Origin of the sequence: Anabaena sp. 90 (assembly GCF_000312705.1) — a bacterium.
GTDB classification, from domain to species: Bacteria; Cyanobacteriota; Cyanobacteriia; order Cyanobacteriales; family Nostocaceae; genus Dolichospermum; species Dolichospermum lemmermannii.
Genome location: NC_019427.1, coordinates 2,976,198 through 2,992,094 on the forward strand (window position 1 = coordinate 2,976,198; position 15,897 = coordinate 2,992,094).

17 protein-coding genes and 1 pseudogene are annotated in these 15,897 nt (G+C 37.3%); all 18 read left to right on the forward strand.

What is annotated here, in order from left to right; genetic code table 11:
* Positions 1-133 precede the first annotated feature (133 nt).
* Positions 134-379: a DUF29 family protein gene (locus ANA_RS12950; RefSeq protein WP_051155185.1), complete on the forward strand. Its 246-nt coding sequence runs from the start codon at positions 134-136 to the stop codon at positions 377-379.
* Between the two features lie 24 nt (positions 380-403).
* Positions 404-1,663: a glycosyltransferase family 4 protein gene (locus ANA_RS12955; RefSeq protein WP_015080510.1), complete on the forward strand. Its 1,260-nt coding sequence runs from the start codon at positions 404-406 to the stop codon at positions 1,661-1,663.
* A 337-nt stretch (positions 1,664-2,000) separates the two neighbouring features.
* Positions 2,001-3,128, forward strand: a complete 1,128-nt coding sequence (locus tag ANA_RS12960; protein ID WP_015080511.1) for a glycosyltransferase family 4 protein — start codon at positions 2,001-2,003, stop codon at positions 3,126-3,128.
* A gap of 9 nt (positions 3,129-3,137) precedes the next feature.
* Positions 3,138-3,776: a class I SAM-dependent methyltransferase gene (locus tag ANA_RS12965; RefSeq protein ID WP_015080512.1), complete on the forward strand. Its 639-nt coding sequence runs from the start codon at positions 3,138-3,140 to the stop codon at positions 3,774-3,776.
* A gap of 34 nt (positions 3,777-3,810) precedes the next feature.
* Positions 3,811-4,872, forward strand: coding sequence for a glycosyltransferase family 4 protein (locus ANA_RS12970; protein ID WP_015080513.1), 1,062 nt, complete (start codon positions 3,811-3,813; stop codon positions 4,870-4,872).
* A 10-nt stretch (positions 4,873-4,882) separates the two neighbouring features.
* On the forward strand, positions 4,883-6,253 hold the full coding sequence (locus ANA_RS12975; RefSeq protein WP_015080514.1) for an O-antigen ligase family protein: 1,371 nt from the start codon (positions 4,883-4,885) through the stop codon (positions 6,251-6,253).
* A complete protein-coding gene (locus ANA_RS12980) occupies positions 6,250-7,440 on the forward strand; it encodes a glycosyltransferase (RefSeq protein WP_015080515.1) in 1,191 nt (396 codons plus the stop codon). The genes ANA_RS12975 and ANA_RS12980 overlap by 4 nt, the downstream gene beginning before the upstream one ends.
* A gap of 11 nt (positions 7,441-7,451) precedes the next feature.
* Positions 7,452-7,853 (forward strand): Uma2 family endonuclease, encoded by a 402-nt coding sequence (locus ANA_RS12985; RefSeq protein WP_083881460.1) that lies wholly within the window; start codon positions 7,452-7,454, stop codon positions 7,851-7,853.
* 217 nt (positions 7,854-8,070) lie between these two features.
* Positions 8,071-8,883 carry a Uma2 family endonuclease gene (locus ANA_RS12990; RefSeq protein ID WP_015080516.1) on the forward strand — a complete coding sequence of 271 codons (813 nt, stop codon included), beginning with the start codon at positions 8,071-8,073 and terminating at the stop codon, positions 8,881-8,883.
* Between the two features lie 21 nt (positions 8,884-8,904).
* Positions 8,905-9,189, forward strand: coding sequence for a ribonuclease toxin HepT-like protein (locus ANA_RS12995; protein ID WP_371260406.1), 285 nt, complete (start codon positions 8,905-8,907; stop codon positions 9,187-9,189).
* Positions 9,190-9,434: 245 nt separating this feature from the next.
* The gene (locus ANA_RS13000) at positions 9,435-10,082 is read left to right on the forward strand and encodes a class I SAM-dependent methyltransferase (protein ID WP_015080518.1); all 648 of its coding nucleotides are present in this window, start codon (positions 9,435-9,437) and stop codon (positions 10,080-10,082) included.
* Between the two features lie 23 nt (positions 10,083-10,105).
* Positions 10,106-10,888, forward strand: coding sequence for a glycosyltransferase family 2 protein (locus ANA_RS13005; protein ID WP_015080519.1), 783 nt, complete (start codon positions 10,106-10,108; stop codon positions 10,886-10,888).
* A gap of 5 nt (positions 10,889-10,893) precedes the next feature.
* Positions 10,894-11,154: a DUF2281 domain-containing protein gene (locus ANA_RS13010; protein WP_015080520.1), complete on the forward strand. Its 261-nt coding sequence runs from the start codon at positions 10,894-10,896 to the stop codon at positions 11,152-11,154.
* Positions 11,151-11,537 (forward strand): type II toxin-antitoxin system VapC family toxin, encoded by a 387-nt coding sequence (locus ANA_RS13015; RefSeq protein WP_015080521.1) that lies wholly within the window; start codon positions 11,151-11,153, stop codon positions 11,535-11,537. The genes ANA_RS13010 and ANA_RS13015 overlap by 4 nt, the downstream gene beginning before the upstream one ends.
* Positions 11,538-11,740: 203 nt before the next feature.
* Positions 11,741-11,920 (forward strand): annotated as a pseudogene (locus tag ANA_RS27720) (glycosyltransferase family 2 protein); the annotation flags it as partial.
* Between the two features lie 12 nt (positions 11,921-11,932).
* Positions 11,933-12,568, forward strand: coding sequence for a YdcF family protein (locus tag ANA_RS13020; protein ID WP_015080522.1), 636 nt, complete (start codon positions 11,933-11,935; stop codon positions 12,566-12,568).
* Positions 12,516-13,091, forward strand: coding sequence for a WcaF family extracellular polysaccharide biosynthesis acetyltransferase (locus tag ANA_RS13025; protein ID WP_015080523.1), 576 nt, complete (start codon positions 12,516-12,518; stop codon positions 13,089-13,091). Before ANA_RS13020 ends, ANA_RS13025 begins: the two co-directional genes overlap by 53 nt.
* 312 nt (positions 13,092-13,403) lie before the next feature.
* Positions 13,404-15,647 carry a GumC family protein gene (locus ANA_RS13030; RefSeq protein ID WP_015080524.1) on the forward strand — a complete coding sequence of 748 codons (2,244 nt, stop codon included), beginning with the start codon at positions 13,404-13,406 and terminating at the stop codon, positions 15,645-15,647.
* Positions 15,648-15,897 lie beyond the last annotated feature (250 nt).

Consider the following 15,897-nt stretch of genomic DNA (forward strand, 5'->3'; position numbering starts at 1 on the left):
TATAATATAAAGAGAATTTTTTATATATGACAAGTATAGGGCTACTATTTGATTTTTGAACAGGCCGTAAACCCCATCGAATGAACGATTGAGTCTCAGTATAATGAACAAGAATCAAACCAGACCCCTATATATGAGCCAAATAATAAAAAAAACTAAGAATCAGCTAAATACTTTGTATGATCAAGATTTCTATGAGTGGATACAAACCACAGTTCAAAACATCCGTAATCAAGATTTAAAATCTTTACATTGGGAAAATTTAGTAGTAGAGTTAGAAAATTTGGGTAATCAACAAAAGCATCAATTAGAAAATCGGTTAATAGTCTTATTTAAGAATCTACTTAAACTTAATGAGGAGTACGATTTTGATTTTTAGAAATAATTTCACTTGAGAACCCACATGAAAGTAATCTTTGATATTTCTTCAGTTGGTGATAACCCGAAAACAAGAACAGGTGTAGCTCGTACAGCTTGGACATTAGCTGATTTATTGCATCAAGAACTAGGAAACAATCTAAGTTTTTCTGCTACTGGCTCGATAGAAGCATCACTTCAAACAGAAAGGTTACTTAATTCCTATCCTGATCTTCGTTCTGCTATATATCCAGTTAATTCCATTGCTAGAAGTGTTAATCAGTTGAATACACAATTCAGTAAAAACTATTCTGGTAAGAGTATTTTTCAGAAAATCCAGCAGTCAACTTTAGTTAATATTTCTAGATTATTTAATATAATTAGGCAACCACTCGCTCCAGAAATACTAGCTGAGGCAGACATTTTTCATTCTTCTTATCCTCGTATTCCCAAGCAAGTGAGAAAAGCACTTCCCAATCGCCATTTACAAACAGTTTATGACCTAACCCCTTTAATTTTAGATGAAAAATATTTTCTTCCAGGTCAACGTGGGATTACTAAAAGACTTATAGACACTATCCAGCCTAATGATTGGGTAACGACGATATCAGATGCTACTCGTAATGATTTATTAAACAGACGACAGTTAAATCCTGAAAAAGTCGTTACAATTTATCTAGCTGCGTCTCCTGAGCTTTTTTACCCGGTTTCAGATAGCTCAATTATTCAAGCAGCAAAGCAGAAATATCATCTTCCTGAAGGAGATTACTTTCTCTCTCTTCATTCTCTCGCTCCTCATAAAAATATGGCTCATTTAATAGCTTGTTTTAAACAAGTTATTATGCAAGAGAAAAATAAAGATTTACATTTAGTAATCTGTGGAGGACATAAAGATGCGGCAGTATCTATGATTAATGCTAATCAGTTGACAGACGCTGACTTAGAATTAATTCACTTTACAGGATTTGTAGATGACAATGATTTAGCTGCAATATATAGTGGTGCAATTGGGTTTATTTTCCCTTCTCTGTATGAAGGGTTTGGACTACCAGTTTTAGAAGCAATGCAATGTGGATGTCCTGTTATTAGTTCTAATACATCATCTTTACCCGAAGTTGTAGGAGATGCTGGATTTTTAGTTTCACCTACAGATAAAGATGCTCTTTGTCAGTCTATACTCAAACTATATTGCAACTCTGACTTACGCGCTAAATACTCTCAGTATAGCTTGGACAGAGCGGCTTTCTTTCGCTGGGAAAAAACAACAAGTGAGACTTTAAAGTTTTATAGAAGTATAAGAAGCTAATCAGCATTTAATTTGCATACTAAGAAATGTTCTTGAATTATGCAATTTAAATATGTTTTAGCTTACAACATAACACCAACAGTTTATTATCTTAAACAAAAACAAAGGTAAATATGAATTTTTTCAAAAATGAATGATTGAGTATTGTGGCGACGCTTTAGAACTACAAGGTATAACCTTAAAAAGCTATGTTGATTCAATTATGAATTTTGGTTATATCCCAGTTCATTTTAACTTAGACAGGATTGAAAAAGCAAAAAATGGAACTTATCAGGCACAAAAAGAGATTTAAAATCTTCTTTTTGAAAAAAACACTTAATACATTTAATTTTTATTCGTGAACATTATCTCCTATATCCATCCCACCCGTACCTATTTACCCTGTACAGGTGCGGGAAGACATATCAACAACACTTTGCTGGGATTAGCATCCCAGGAGTCAATAAACTTACAGTTGCTATGCTCCCAACAGTGGTTACAAGCAGATGGTAAACTTGATTTACGTTCTCCCCTGCGAGATATACCATTAAAAACATTCCCTTTACCGGAGAACCTCACCGAACGACTGTGGAAATTAACTCAATTTCCTAAAATGGATAAATACCTTTCTCCAAACACAGATTGGTTATTTACACCAATGGAAACCTATATTCCAGTTTCACGCTGTCCAGTAGCAGTTACAATCTACGATATTCAAGCATTTGAGACTGATTTACCTTGGTCAAATACCCGTCAACATCGTTGGTTTCGTTATAAATGGAGTCAGTGGATTTATAAGGCCTTAGCCAATTATCGTGCTATTTTTACTATTTCTGAATTTTCTAAACGCCGGATGGTTGAATTACTGGGAGCAGATGCAAATAAAATAGTTGTTGTCGGTTGTGGTGTAGAACAATCTTTTTATGATATTGCCTCAATTGATCCACTGAAGCTAGAAAAACCTGTCAACAATTCTTACACCTTCGTCATTGGTGGTTTAAGATTAAGAAAAGGTGCAGATTTTGTCCTCAATGTAGCCAAAGGTTTACTAGATACAAATTCTGATATCCAGATTGTCGTAGCTGGAGATTCAGAACCAGAATATATTGCAGCAGCTAAAGATTTACCTAATGTAAAACTATTAGGAATAGTACCAGATAATGATTTACCTCGGCTGATGCGTTGTGCTTCCTCACTGTTGTTTCTTTCCCATTATGAAGGTTTTGGCATTCCGGCAATAGAAGCAATGGTCGTAGGTACTCCCACAGTAGTCAGTAACCGCGCTTCTTTACCAGAAGTAGTAGGAACAGCAGGTATTGTTGTTGAACCAGAAGATACAGCAGCCATTGTTGACATCCTCATCCAACTTGAGGAAAATTCACAACTGCGACAAGATTATAGTCAGCGAGGAAAAGAACACGCAAAACAGTATACTTGGTCACGCTGTGTTGATCTTGTCCAGAAAGCATTTTATGAGTATAACTAGGTAAAATATATGTTATCAGCCACAGAAGCTCGTTTTACTCAATTTGGTTGTGGACTTTGCGCTCCACCAACATGGTTAAATTTTGATGCTAGTCCAGCTATGCGCTTGCAAAAATTACCTGTTATCGGCAAGTTGGTTCCATCTGGTCCTTTTGGGCGCTATCCAGCAAATGTTAAATATGGTGATATCGTTCAAGGTTTACCAATTCCCGATGAAAGTATAGAGTTATTGTACTGTTCTCATGTTTTAGAACATATCAGCCTAGAAGAACTGCGTTATGCCTTAGCTAATTGTTATAGATATCTTCAACCAGGAGGTATTTTTCGCTTAGTAGTTCCAGACTTGGAAATTATGGCAAAAACTTATGTTAACTCTAATACTCCTGAAGCAGCCCATGAATTTATGAGAATTACTTGGTTGGGTAAAGAGCATCGGCAAAGAGATATACTTAGTTTTATCAAAGATTGGTTAGCTGGTAACACTCATTTATGGATGTATGATTACAATTCATTGTCTTTAGAATTGAACAAAGCCGGTTTCCAAAACATTCGCAGGGCTGAATTTGGTGATTCTGGGATTGATTTATTTAGCGATGTTGAAGACCCAGAACGTTGGAGATCAGAACTTGGTATTCAATGCCAAAAGTGATTAATTTTAACCCTTACATAACTATATATTATTCATGACTAAAGTTATTTTCTGCTGGTCTGATATTTCAGGCTACATGACAGCTTGCTGGCGAGCATTGCAAGATATACCTGAGATAGAAGTATTTGTCATTGCTTTTCAAGCTCGGACTCAAACTGCTTTTGCTGATGACTTAATGCAGGGTATTCCTCACCGTCTTCTAGATTTACAGGAAAGAGATAAACCAGAATTAATAGAGAAATTGGTAATTCAACACAATCCTGATGTGGTAGTTCTGTGTGGATGGTTTCATTCACCCTATCGTCAATTAGCTTTCTCATCTCAATTGCGCCATATAAAATTCATTATGTGTATGGATACTCCCTGGTGGGGTACTTGGAAGCAATATTTAACTCGTTGGATGTTGCATTCTTATTTACAGCGTATGGCTCATATTGTAGTTAATGGAGAGCGTAGTTGGCAGTATGCTCGCCGCTTGGGAATTCCATTGAAAAACATTTCTCCTTTGGGTATGTGTGGAATAGATTATCAAACTTTTTCTCCTCTTTTAGCAGCAAGAAACCAGTCATCTTGGCCACGTTCATTTTTATTCGTAGGACGGTATAGCCACGAGAAGGCAATAGATATTTTAGTAGCAGCATATCAACAGTATCGCCAAGCAGTACAAGACCCTTGGAAATTAATTTGTTGCGGTAAAGGTGAATTAGAATCATATCTACAATCTCAACCAGGGATTGAAAACCGAGGTTTTGTGCAACCCAGCGAGATGAAAGATATTTGGCTTCATGCAGGGGCTTTTTTATTACCTAGTCGTTTTGATCCCTGGCCGTTAGCACTGGTTGAAGCCGCTGCTTCTGGTTTACCTGTTATTTGCACTCAAGTTTGTGGTTCATCAGTAGAGGTTATCCGTTCGGGATATAACGGAATAATTATTCCTGCTAATGATGCTCAAGCCTTAGCCCAAGCTTTACTCAAGATACATAATAATTATAATGATTTGCCAATCTGGGGACAACGCGCCCAGAGCTTTGCAGAACCCTATGGAGCAGAAATATGGGCAGAGCGCTGGTTAACCATCATCAAATCTGTGCAGTAAGTAGGCATATATGAATTTTGTCAATCAATTACTTAATTTTATTGTCACACCTTTGGGTTTTATACTCTTAGGTGGTGGTTTATTCTTCGCTTTACAAGCTAACCAAAGTAGCCCCCGTTTGGGCTGGTTTCTGGTAGCTATCTTTGGTTTTGCTGCATCTCTCAATAAATTCGGCAACGAATTTATCAAAGAACCTCCACCGCTAGTTTTTCCCCTCCAGCAAATTCGTGAAGTTGGACGACCATTAACGATAGTTTTGCTGGTGTTATTAATATTTATTGCTTTAAAGGCAAAGAATATCTGGCGGAAAAAAATCATGCCTCAGCCGCTTACTTATCTGATCTTAGTTCAAAGTGTAATTTTCTTCAAAATATTAGTTTATGGGAATTTAGGTTTTGCTTTTTTAAGTGCTGCTACCTTTGGGGGATTAGTGTTAATGGTGATTTTGGGTCCATCAAGATGGCTTCAGAATGAAGAGAATTTTCAACTAGGGGTATGGTCAATGGCTATGGTAGGGGTGATATTTGGTATTGCTAATGGTTATCAAGCATTAATTGACAAATATGCCATTACATTCGTTCATGGCTGGTTTTTGGGGACTACGGGCAATCCTCATCACGCAGCCATTTTGATTACTGCTACTATACCTGCCTTCTTATTCCTATTCTTTCATAATGAAAAACATTCCTGGATTAAGTGGATCTGGGTAGGGTTTTTAGCTTTGGCAATCTTCGGCTTATTGATGACCGCATCCCGCACAGGTACAATTGTGGCTGTTGTTTCAGTGCTGATTTTTTTCCGCCGTCAGGGTGGAAAATTATTGCAAATAGTATTGATTTTCGCAGTAATTGCAGCATTTGTTCTACCCTCCCTCAGTCCCACAGATCTAGATACACCAGGACTATTATCCGCAACCTCTTCCAAGTGGTCTAACTTAGACACCAGTACCCGTGACGGGGTTTGGAGTGGCTATTGGCGAATATTTCTAGAGTATCCCCTATTTGGAGCGCCCTTTGTAGGCGATCGCCTGCGCTTTGGCGAAAGTTCATGGCTGGGTGTCTTGGGAAGCATGGGTTTAGTAGGTGCGATACCAATGTTTATGTTTGGTTGGACTAGTTTACAAATGATATTCAAGCTGGATCATCTCTCCAAAATTAGACCAGACTATTATCTAAAATGCAGTGTAGTTATGGCTGGGTTGCTTTCTTTGTTAGTTGGTGGTATATCAGAAGCCTATCTATTAGGTAATTTGACATTCTCACTCCTTGCGGTTTTCTTATATCTTGTTCTCGGTAACTATTTGATTGAATTTGCACAGCGAGAGTATAATTCCTCAATCTCTCAGTATTACCACAATCATAAGCTTTCATTTAAATCATGAAGATTCTTCATGTCATTCCTTCCGTCGGTTCACACCGTGGAGGAGCAAGCCAAGCCGTCTTGGAAATGCTGCAATCTCTCAAAAATACCAAAGTTAACGTAGAATTAGTAACGACTAATGACAACGGAACTGATTTGCTAGATGTTCCATTATGTCAATTGACTCAGTATCAAGAAATTCCTACTAGGTTCTTTCCCCGCTTCTCTCCCCAAGTCTCTTTTGTTCGGGAATTTGCCTTTTCTTGGGAGTTAACCAAATGGCTATGGAAACATATTCATGAATATGATTTAGTACATATTCATGCTTTATTTTCTTATGCCTCAACTGTAGCAATGATAATTGCTAGATTTAAGCAAGTACCTTATATTAATCAACCGCATGGTTTACTGTGTGAATGGTCTTTACAACAGAGTCAACTGAAAAAAAAGATATATTTATCACTGATAGAAAAAAGTAATCTTCAACATAGTCATATTTTACAACTAACTTCCACAAAGGAAGTTCAAGAAGTTGAACTTTTAGGGTTAGGAGTTCCACCCGTTGTTATGCCATTAGGACTACAAATTCCGGCAGATATTCCCCAAGCTCGTCAAAAATTACGGGAAATGTTTAACATACCTCCAGAGCAAACAATTATCTTATTTATGTCACGGTTACATTATAAAAAGGGATTAGATTATCTAATTCCGGCTCTGAGTAAAGTAAAAAGTAAAGAGTTTACATTCATCTTAGCAGGTAATGGCTCTCCAGATTATGAAACCGAAATCAGTGAAATATTGATTAATAATCAACTTGATCATTGCACCCATCGTCCTGGATTTGTGACAGGTGAAATGAAAGATACTTTACTACAAGGATCTGATATATTTGTTCTGACTTCTCATTCTGAAAATTTTGGAGTTGTTGTACTCGAAGCAATGGCAGCAGGTCTAACTACTATTGTCACTCCTGGTGTAGCTTTAGCTTCTATGATTCAGGAGAATGATGTTGGTTACGTTCCCGAACTAGATATTGTAGAAATTACCAGCGTGATTGAACATTGTCTGAATCATTCTCAAAAATCTCAAGAAATGGGCGATCGCGCCCGGCAGTTTATATTAGAAAATTATACATGGGATAGGATAGCCCTAAAAATGATTTCAGTGTATCAAAATCTAATTAACTTTTCAAATTCCTCTAATTCTTAGAGAGGGTTAGGGTGGGTTCATATTTCAAAAATGAATGTATAATAAAACAACCTTATGGCAAATGGTATTTTTATGAGCAAATTTTAAGAATTCCTGTATATGTAATTTTCCATCCCCAAACAGGGACATTAGGTGTTTACCATTTAGTAGACGGTAAATATGAACAACAATCCCCAGATGAAAATAAGCGATTTTATTTAGAATCCTTAAACCTATTTCTAGGTGTATGGATCGGAAAAAAAGCGGAAATGGAAACCTCTTGGTTACGTTGGTGGGATAAATCAGGAAATTTATTACTTTGGGGAAGTGAATTAGTAGCACAAGAACGTCAAAGGGCTGAGGAAGCTGAACAAAAAGCTGCTAAATTAACTGAAAAACTTCAATCTATGGGGATTAATTCCGAGGAGATTTAGTAACCCTCAAGTTTAAATTTTCAGAATTTCTTAGATCATCCTCAATCAGCTAAAAAAAATGGGCGATTCCTAGGTCGCGCTTCGCTATCGCGCTCGTCAGTTTATATTGAATAATTATACATGGGATAAAATAGCATTAAAAATGGTTTCAGTGTATGAAGATATAATTTTTATATCCCCGACTTCTTGTTAAGATGAAACACAGGAGATAGTCATCATGTATCAAAGTGAAGCACCTCCGCACAAAAACCTGCCCACCATGTATGATTTACCCAGTGAGGATATTAATGAAGAATTAGACTCCACAATTCATCCCCGTCCACCATGGGAAACCATGCCAACCATGTATGACTTACCTAGTGAAAATCCAGAGAAGCCATGGTTGCCAGACGAATTTCATGACTTTCAACCGCAATTATTACGGGAAACCTGTCAATCTCCCGTTTATCCCAGGGAGGAAATGTTCATTGGTACAGATTTAAACTTATACTATGATCCTCGCCATTATTCATGGTATAAAAAACCAGATTGGTTTTTAGTGTTAGGAGTGCCTGCTTCTGAAAAACAGGAGGATATGCGCTGGAGTTATGTGATTTGGCAAGAAGGATTATTTCCATTTTTAATAGTAGAATTATTATCACCAGGTACGGAAGCAGAAGATTTAGGACAAACATTAAGAAGCGCGAATAAACCGCCGACAAAATGGCAGGCTTATGAACAGTATTTGCGATCGCCATATTATGTTATTTTCGATAGATATGAAAATCGTCTCCGAGTATTTCAACTATTTGGGACAAAATATCAAGCAGTGGAACTGTTAGAACCAAAATTCTGGTTTCCTGAGTTGGAATTAGGAGTAGGAGTTTGGGCGGGAAAATATCAAGGTACAGAAGGTTTGTGGCTACGTTGGTATAATCAAGATGGTGATTGGATTCCTACTTTTGCCGAAAGAGCAGAACAGGAGAAACAACGGGCAGACAAATTAGCTGAAAAATTGCGGGCTTTGGGAGTCAATTTAGATGAGATCTAAATAAAATTAACTGAAAAAAGCATTTCTGCAGGTATGCCAAAAGCGGAAAATTGGCATGAACAACTATTGTTACAAATGGCAGAAATTGGTGGAGAAAATCGTCCTCCTTTATGGCAAGGTTCACTATTATTACAATTAAATGATTCTCGCAAATTTAGACACTTAGCACGTCATAATTATAATCTGCAACTGCGAAAAGAAAGAGTATTAGAACTAGCCAAGCAAACAGAAGTAATTGTAGCAAAAATCCCAGCAGCGATCGCTCTTTTTAATCAATGGTTAGAATCTCCAGTAAAAGACTTGTAAGTTACCGAAACCAAGAATCCAGTTTACTTCAGGGGACTGAAAATTAATCTTTAGTCTACTTCAGTAGACTTGAGCTATTAGACAGGGAATTAATTCCCTGGCGGATTATGGGATAATCAGAAAGATGTGAATAAAAGACAAACATAAACCATCATAGCAAAAATCCCAGCAGCGATCGCTATTTTTAATCAATGGTTAGAATCTCCAGTAAAAGACCTAACTTACCAAATGATCTATTCAAACAAATGACTAACACACCTAACCAATACGAATATTCTTATCAAGATAGTCAAGCTGGACATCATCATGGTTATTTGCTAAAACCACTTATGGAAATGATGTCAGAAATGCTACCCCCCCCCAATAAACAAAAACCTCGGATTTTAGATATTGGCTGTGGTAATGGTAGTTTAAGCAATTTCCTAGCACAGCAGGGTTATGAGGTTGTTGGTGTTGAAGAATCTGAATCAGGTGTAAAATTGGCTAATCAAACTTTTCCCAATTGTCACTTTATTCAAGGTAGCATTTACGATTTACCATATTCTGAACTAGGAAACAACTTTGATATTGTGATTTCTATTGAGGTAATTGAGCATTTATTTTATCCTAAAGAATTAGTCAGAAGCGCTAAAAAACTCCTCAAACCCAATGGTCGTTTAATACTTACCACACCCTATCATGGTTATCTAAAAAACTTAGTTATGGCTGCTACAGGGAAAATGGACAACCATTTTACCGCTCTTTGGGATGGTGGTCATATCAAATTCTTTTCTGTACCAACTATGACGGCTTTACTTAAATCAGAAAACTGTACAAATATCAAGTTTAAGTTTGCGGGTAGATTTCCCTATCTTTGGAAAAGTATGTTGTGTTCTAGTACCATAGTTCAATAACAAGAATTTATTTAAATATCCTAATGTTAGAACAAATTACTCCTCTCATCCTTACCTATAACGAAGCGCTCAATATCAATCGCACCCTGGAAAAACTCAATTGGGTTAACAAGATTGTTGTAATTGACAGTTATAGCACAGATAAAACATTAGAAATTTTGTCTTCCTACCCTCAATTAGAAGTATTTCAAAGAAAATTTGATTCTTTTGCTAATCAATGCAATTATGGACTGTCAAAAATTACATCAGAATGGGTACTATCTCTAGATGCAGATTATATATTAACCGATGATTTAATTCGGGAAATTACATCTTTGCCAATAGATTCAGCTATAAATAGCTATAGTGTCAGGTTCAAATACTGTGTTTTTGGTAAACCCTTACGTGGTACTTTGCTTCCACCCCGCAAAGTCCTTTATAAAAGAGAAAAAGCAATTTATCAAGATGATGGACACGCTCATAAAGTGATTGTACAAGGTAAATCTAGTCAATTATCAGCATACATTCACCACGACGATCGCAAACCATTGAGTCGTTGGTTATGGGCGCAAGATCGTTATATGGTAATTGAAAGTAAAAAACTTCTAGAAACACCAGAGCATGAACTTAGTATAGGCGATCGCCTTCGTAAACGCAAAATCCTCGCACCTTTAATAATCTTCATCTATTGTCTCATCCTCAAAGGCGGTATTCTCGACGGTTGGCATGGATGGTATTATACATTTCAGAGAGTATTGGCAGAAATATTGCTGAGTATACATATAATAGAAGCAGAGAAAATAGATATTGAGCGAACCCAAAAATAAAAAACATGAACCCCGACGGTAATATGACAACCCAAATCATCCCTAAGCCAGAGATACTACTCAACAAGATCCAAGCACTTCCTCCCGAACAGCTTCAGCAAATTGAAGACTTCATTGAGTTCCTTAGCCAAAAATATGTCCACCCACACATTAAAGACATTATTCCCCAACCACCTCGGATTCTTGGACTCCAAAAAGGCAAAGGATGGATGAGCGAAGACTTTAACAATCCCCTCCCGGATGAATTTTGGCTAGGTGAAGAATGAATCTATTGCTAGATACCCATTCTTTCATTTGGTGCGGCATCTGTCCAGAGAAACTCTCTACAAGAGCCAGTAGCCTGATTTTAGACCGAAGCAATATCCTTTTCCTGAGTATAGCCAGCATCTGGGAAATGCAAATTAAACTCCAGTTGGGTAAACTCCGCTTTGATATGACCTTATCCGAACTGTTAGCCGTCCAGCAGCAGATTAATGACATCCAATTGCTGCCTCTTGAATTAGCCCATATTTGGACTTTAGGTAGCCTTCCCCCCCACCATCGAGATCCCTTTGATCGGATGCTCATAGCTCAGTCCATAGCCAGCCAAATGCCAATTCTCAGTGTAGATTCTGCCTTCGACAGCTACTCAATCCAAAGATTGTGGTAGACACAATAATTTGATCAGATTTTCCCTGTCGAGGTTTATTGTTGAGCGAATGAATCTTTCCAATTAGATACTTGCTTTAAAGTTTTTCTTGGGAAATGCGATAGCGTATCCCTGACGGGACTCGTTCGCATAGCGTTCCGAAGGAATAGAGATAGCGCGACCTAGGAATCGCCAAAATAAGATCATAACAGAAATCTAAATTAATCAGCGATCGCATCCGCAAAAAGAAAGTTTTAGCACCTTTAATAATTTTAGTCTATTGTCTGATTATCAAAGGTGGTATTCTTGACGGTTGGCATGGTTGGTATTATACATTTCAGCGAGTATTGGCAGAAATTCTCCTCAGCATACATATAATTGAAGCAGAGAAATTGAAACTTTAAGTAATATCTCTAATGAAATTGTTGCATTGCAAAATTGCAAAGTATGTAGTTTTTGCCTCCACAGGCTTGATCATGATATTTCTAAGTATTATACCCATCCGAATAGCGATCGCTTCCTACCAAGCCCCCTATCCCCAAGTTATCTTTACCCTTGGTGGTAGTCCGGATCGGGAAAGATTTACCGCAGAATTTGCTCAAAACCATCCCAATTTAGATATTTGGATCTCTAGTGGCGCTCCCCCAGCCCAAGCTTTTTCCATTTTCCAAGCTGTAGCTATTCCCACTTATCGCATTCACCTTGACTACCGTGCTGTTGACACTGTTACTAATTTTACTACGCTCGTTAAAGATTTCCAACAGCGCCATATTCAACATATTTACTTAATTACCTCTGCCTTTCATCTGCCCAGAGCTAAAACTATTGCTACCTTAGTTTTAGGAAGTCAAGGTATTACTTTTACTCCTATCTCTATCCCTTCTCCACAACCTAGAGAATCTATACTTCGCATTGTTCGTGATAGTGGACGTTCCCTGTTGTGGATTGTCTCAGGTCGGACAGGAGCCAGCTTTAACCCACGTTTTCGCCCCCCATTTTATGCGTTTAGACAATTACACAGTCGGCAGCTACACACCCGGAGCGCCATATAGTCAACAACTTTTATGGTACTTTATTGGCTCACCATTAGTTGAAAGTTATTGGCTACCTATCTCATCTATAAAAGTTTCGATACTGAGGCTTTTTGGAGCTAGTATCGGCAAAGGTGTGAATATCAAGCCTGGAGTCCGCATTAAGTTTCCCTGGCGCTTGACCATTGGTAATCATGTTTGGATTGGAGAAAATACCTGGATTGACAATCTAGCAACCGTAGTCATCGAAAATCATGTGTGTTTATCCCAAGGCGTTTATCTTTGTACTGGTAATCATGACTGGAATCACCCCAATTTTAAACTGATTCCTGCCCCCATTCATATTCAAGAAAGCAGTTGGATAGCAGCTAAATCAGTTATCGGTCCTGGTGTCACCATTGGTAGGGGAGCAGTTTTAGCATTAGGTAGTGTCACAGGTAGATCCTTAGAAGCTAGTATCATCTACTCAGGAAATCCGGCTCAACCAATCAAAAAAAGGACAGAATGGGAAGATGTTGTGTCTCGCACCACCAAAAATGAATAGTTGCAAAAATTAGTATATAAAAAAATACTGTCTGTTTTGGCAATATATACAAATACTGGATGAGTAAGAGTATAATGTGCAAATACATTGTTTTTGGTATTCCAGAAGCTTAAAATAGTGGCATGACCTAATTATCTCTAAGTTTATACAAAATCTCAGGCATGAAAATTATACCAAGGTTTGGTTTATGACAAATTCCATTTAAGTATATCTTCCAGCTTAATTGAGTTGTTGAATTAACAAATAGCAATTTCTTCACAATAGTAAAAACGTTTATATATCATTCCCTTACCACTTACACAATAGAAATCAATGCTTAATAAGCAAATTACAAACCAGACCAATTCTATCAATAGCATCATTCCTACATCTGGATCATTTCCAGATTCTACATTTTCTCAGTTTGCTGAACAGGAACAGTCTGATGGTCTAAGTTTTAAGAGCTTTTTTGAACTTTTACAACGCCGAGCAATTATCATTGTAGCGGTTATTTCTGCTGGTATGACTGGTGTTACTTATTCAACACTGAAGCAAGAACCTATATATCAAGGAAACTTTCAAATCTTAGTTGAACCTGTTAATAATGATGATCAAGTAGGGAAAATAAACCTGGAGGTAGAATCTCCTTTTTCTAAACCTGGACTAGATTACGAAAGTCAAATTCAAGTTCTCAAAAGTTCAGAACTGCTAGAACCAATTATTAAAACATTGCAACAATCATATCCTGAAATTACCTATAATTCCCTTGTTTCAAGTTTAAATATTCGTCGTGTTGGAACAACAAAAATCATCGAAATCAGCTATCAAAGTAATAATCCTCAAGAAATTCAATTCGTCTTGAATACATTTTCTCAATTCTATTTAAAATACAGCCTAGACAAGCGGCAAACCAAACTAAGTCAAGGCGTTAAATTTGTGAATCAACAACTACCCAATATCCAAAATCGGGTGACACAGTTGCAAAAAGAAATGCAAATATTTCGCCAAAAATACAATTTTATTAGTCCAGAAAGCCAATCTGGAATAATTACTGGAAAACTCCAATCTTTGGCACAACAACGACTATCTGTAAATCAACAGTTAGCCGCTGCTAAAAATAATTATCTGAGATTGCAGACACCAGAAGAACAATTGGCCATTCTCAATGATGCTCCTCTTTACCAACAGTTAATTGCCCAACAGCGCCAATTAGATACTCAAATATCTGGAGAATTAGCTCGATTTCAAACTGATAACCCAGTTATTCAAACCTTACAAGAGAAAAGAAACAATCTCTTACCTATTATCAATGCAGAAGCAAAACGAATTTTGAACACTAGAATAGCTCAAGCGGCTGTTCTCGTTCGGAAAGTAGAAGTAGATAATCAACAACTGACACAAGCAGAACAACAATTACAAAGCGAATTAAAACAACTACCAATTCTCTCTAGACAATACACTGACATTCAACTGAATTTACAACTAGCAAATGAGAGTTTGACGAGGTTTTTAGCTAAACGTGAACAATTACAAATAGACGTAGCACAAACAGAACTACCTTGGGAATTAATCCAAGCATTTACTCTACCAAGATATCCAATTTCCCCAAATGTTCCCCGGAGTTTACTATTGGGATTTGTGGCTAGTTCTTTGTTGGGCATAGGTGCTGCTTTTCTCAGAGAACAGACTGATAATACCTATCACAGTGTTGAAAATGTCCAGGATAAGATGGGAGTGCCTTTATTAGGATCTCTTCCCTTTAATAAAAACTTAGTTGGGAGTCGATCTTTCAACCTGAGAAAGAGAGGAAAAGATCAAGAACCAGAAGTAGTTGTAGACCCTCTTATGGTAAGTGATGAATCTAACACTTCTCCTCGTCGTCCTTCCCGATCCAGCTATTATTATGGACAGGGATCATTTTGGGAATCCTTGCAAGTTTTATATAGTAATATTCAACTGCTTAATTCTGATCGACCAATTAAGTCTTTAGTTGTTTCCTCTGCTGTCCCCGGAGATGGTAAAAGTACGGTGGCATTTAGCTTGGCAAAAACAGCCGCGGTCATGGGGAAAAAAGTATTACTTGTAGATTGTGACCTCCGCAAACCCAAGGTTCACAAAATATCAAAATTAAATAATCTGTGGGGAATAACTAGTTTAATTTCTTCAGATATAGATGTAGAGCAAGTAATTCAAAAAGTGCCTGGATTTGATGATTTATCTGTGATTACCGCAGGTCCTGTACCACCCGATCCTGCCCGGTTGCTCTCATCAGATAAAATGAGTCAACTAATGGACTATTTCACCGAGCATTTTGATCTGGTGATTTATGATACTCCTCCTTTGTCAGGATTAGTAGATGCTAGATTGGTAGCAGTTCATACTGATGGTGTGATGCTAGTTGTAAGAATTGATAAAACAGATAAATCAGTCGCAAAGCAACTTGTTCATACGCTAAAAGCATCTCCCATCAATTTACTAGGATTAGTAGTCAACGGCGACAAATTCCGAGGACTCGGATATAACTATAATTATAGGTATAGTTCATATTACTATACTAAGAGTCAAGCGGTTAGTTAGGTTTGCTGATAGCGAGGCGTGGCTTAAGCCATGGGTGGGGAAATCTTAACTGTTTCACCTATCTGGATATCCTCAATTTCCTAGATCCGACAAGGAAAAATGCAACTGTTTTGAGACACCATAAACCAAAACTTTGCATTTTTTTGTTCTAAAAATCCACGAAACGCTTTTTAATAAACGGCTTTATACTAAACACGGTTGGGACATGGACTTTTAGGAAATTATGAAAAACCTAAATTTGTAGGGGTTT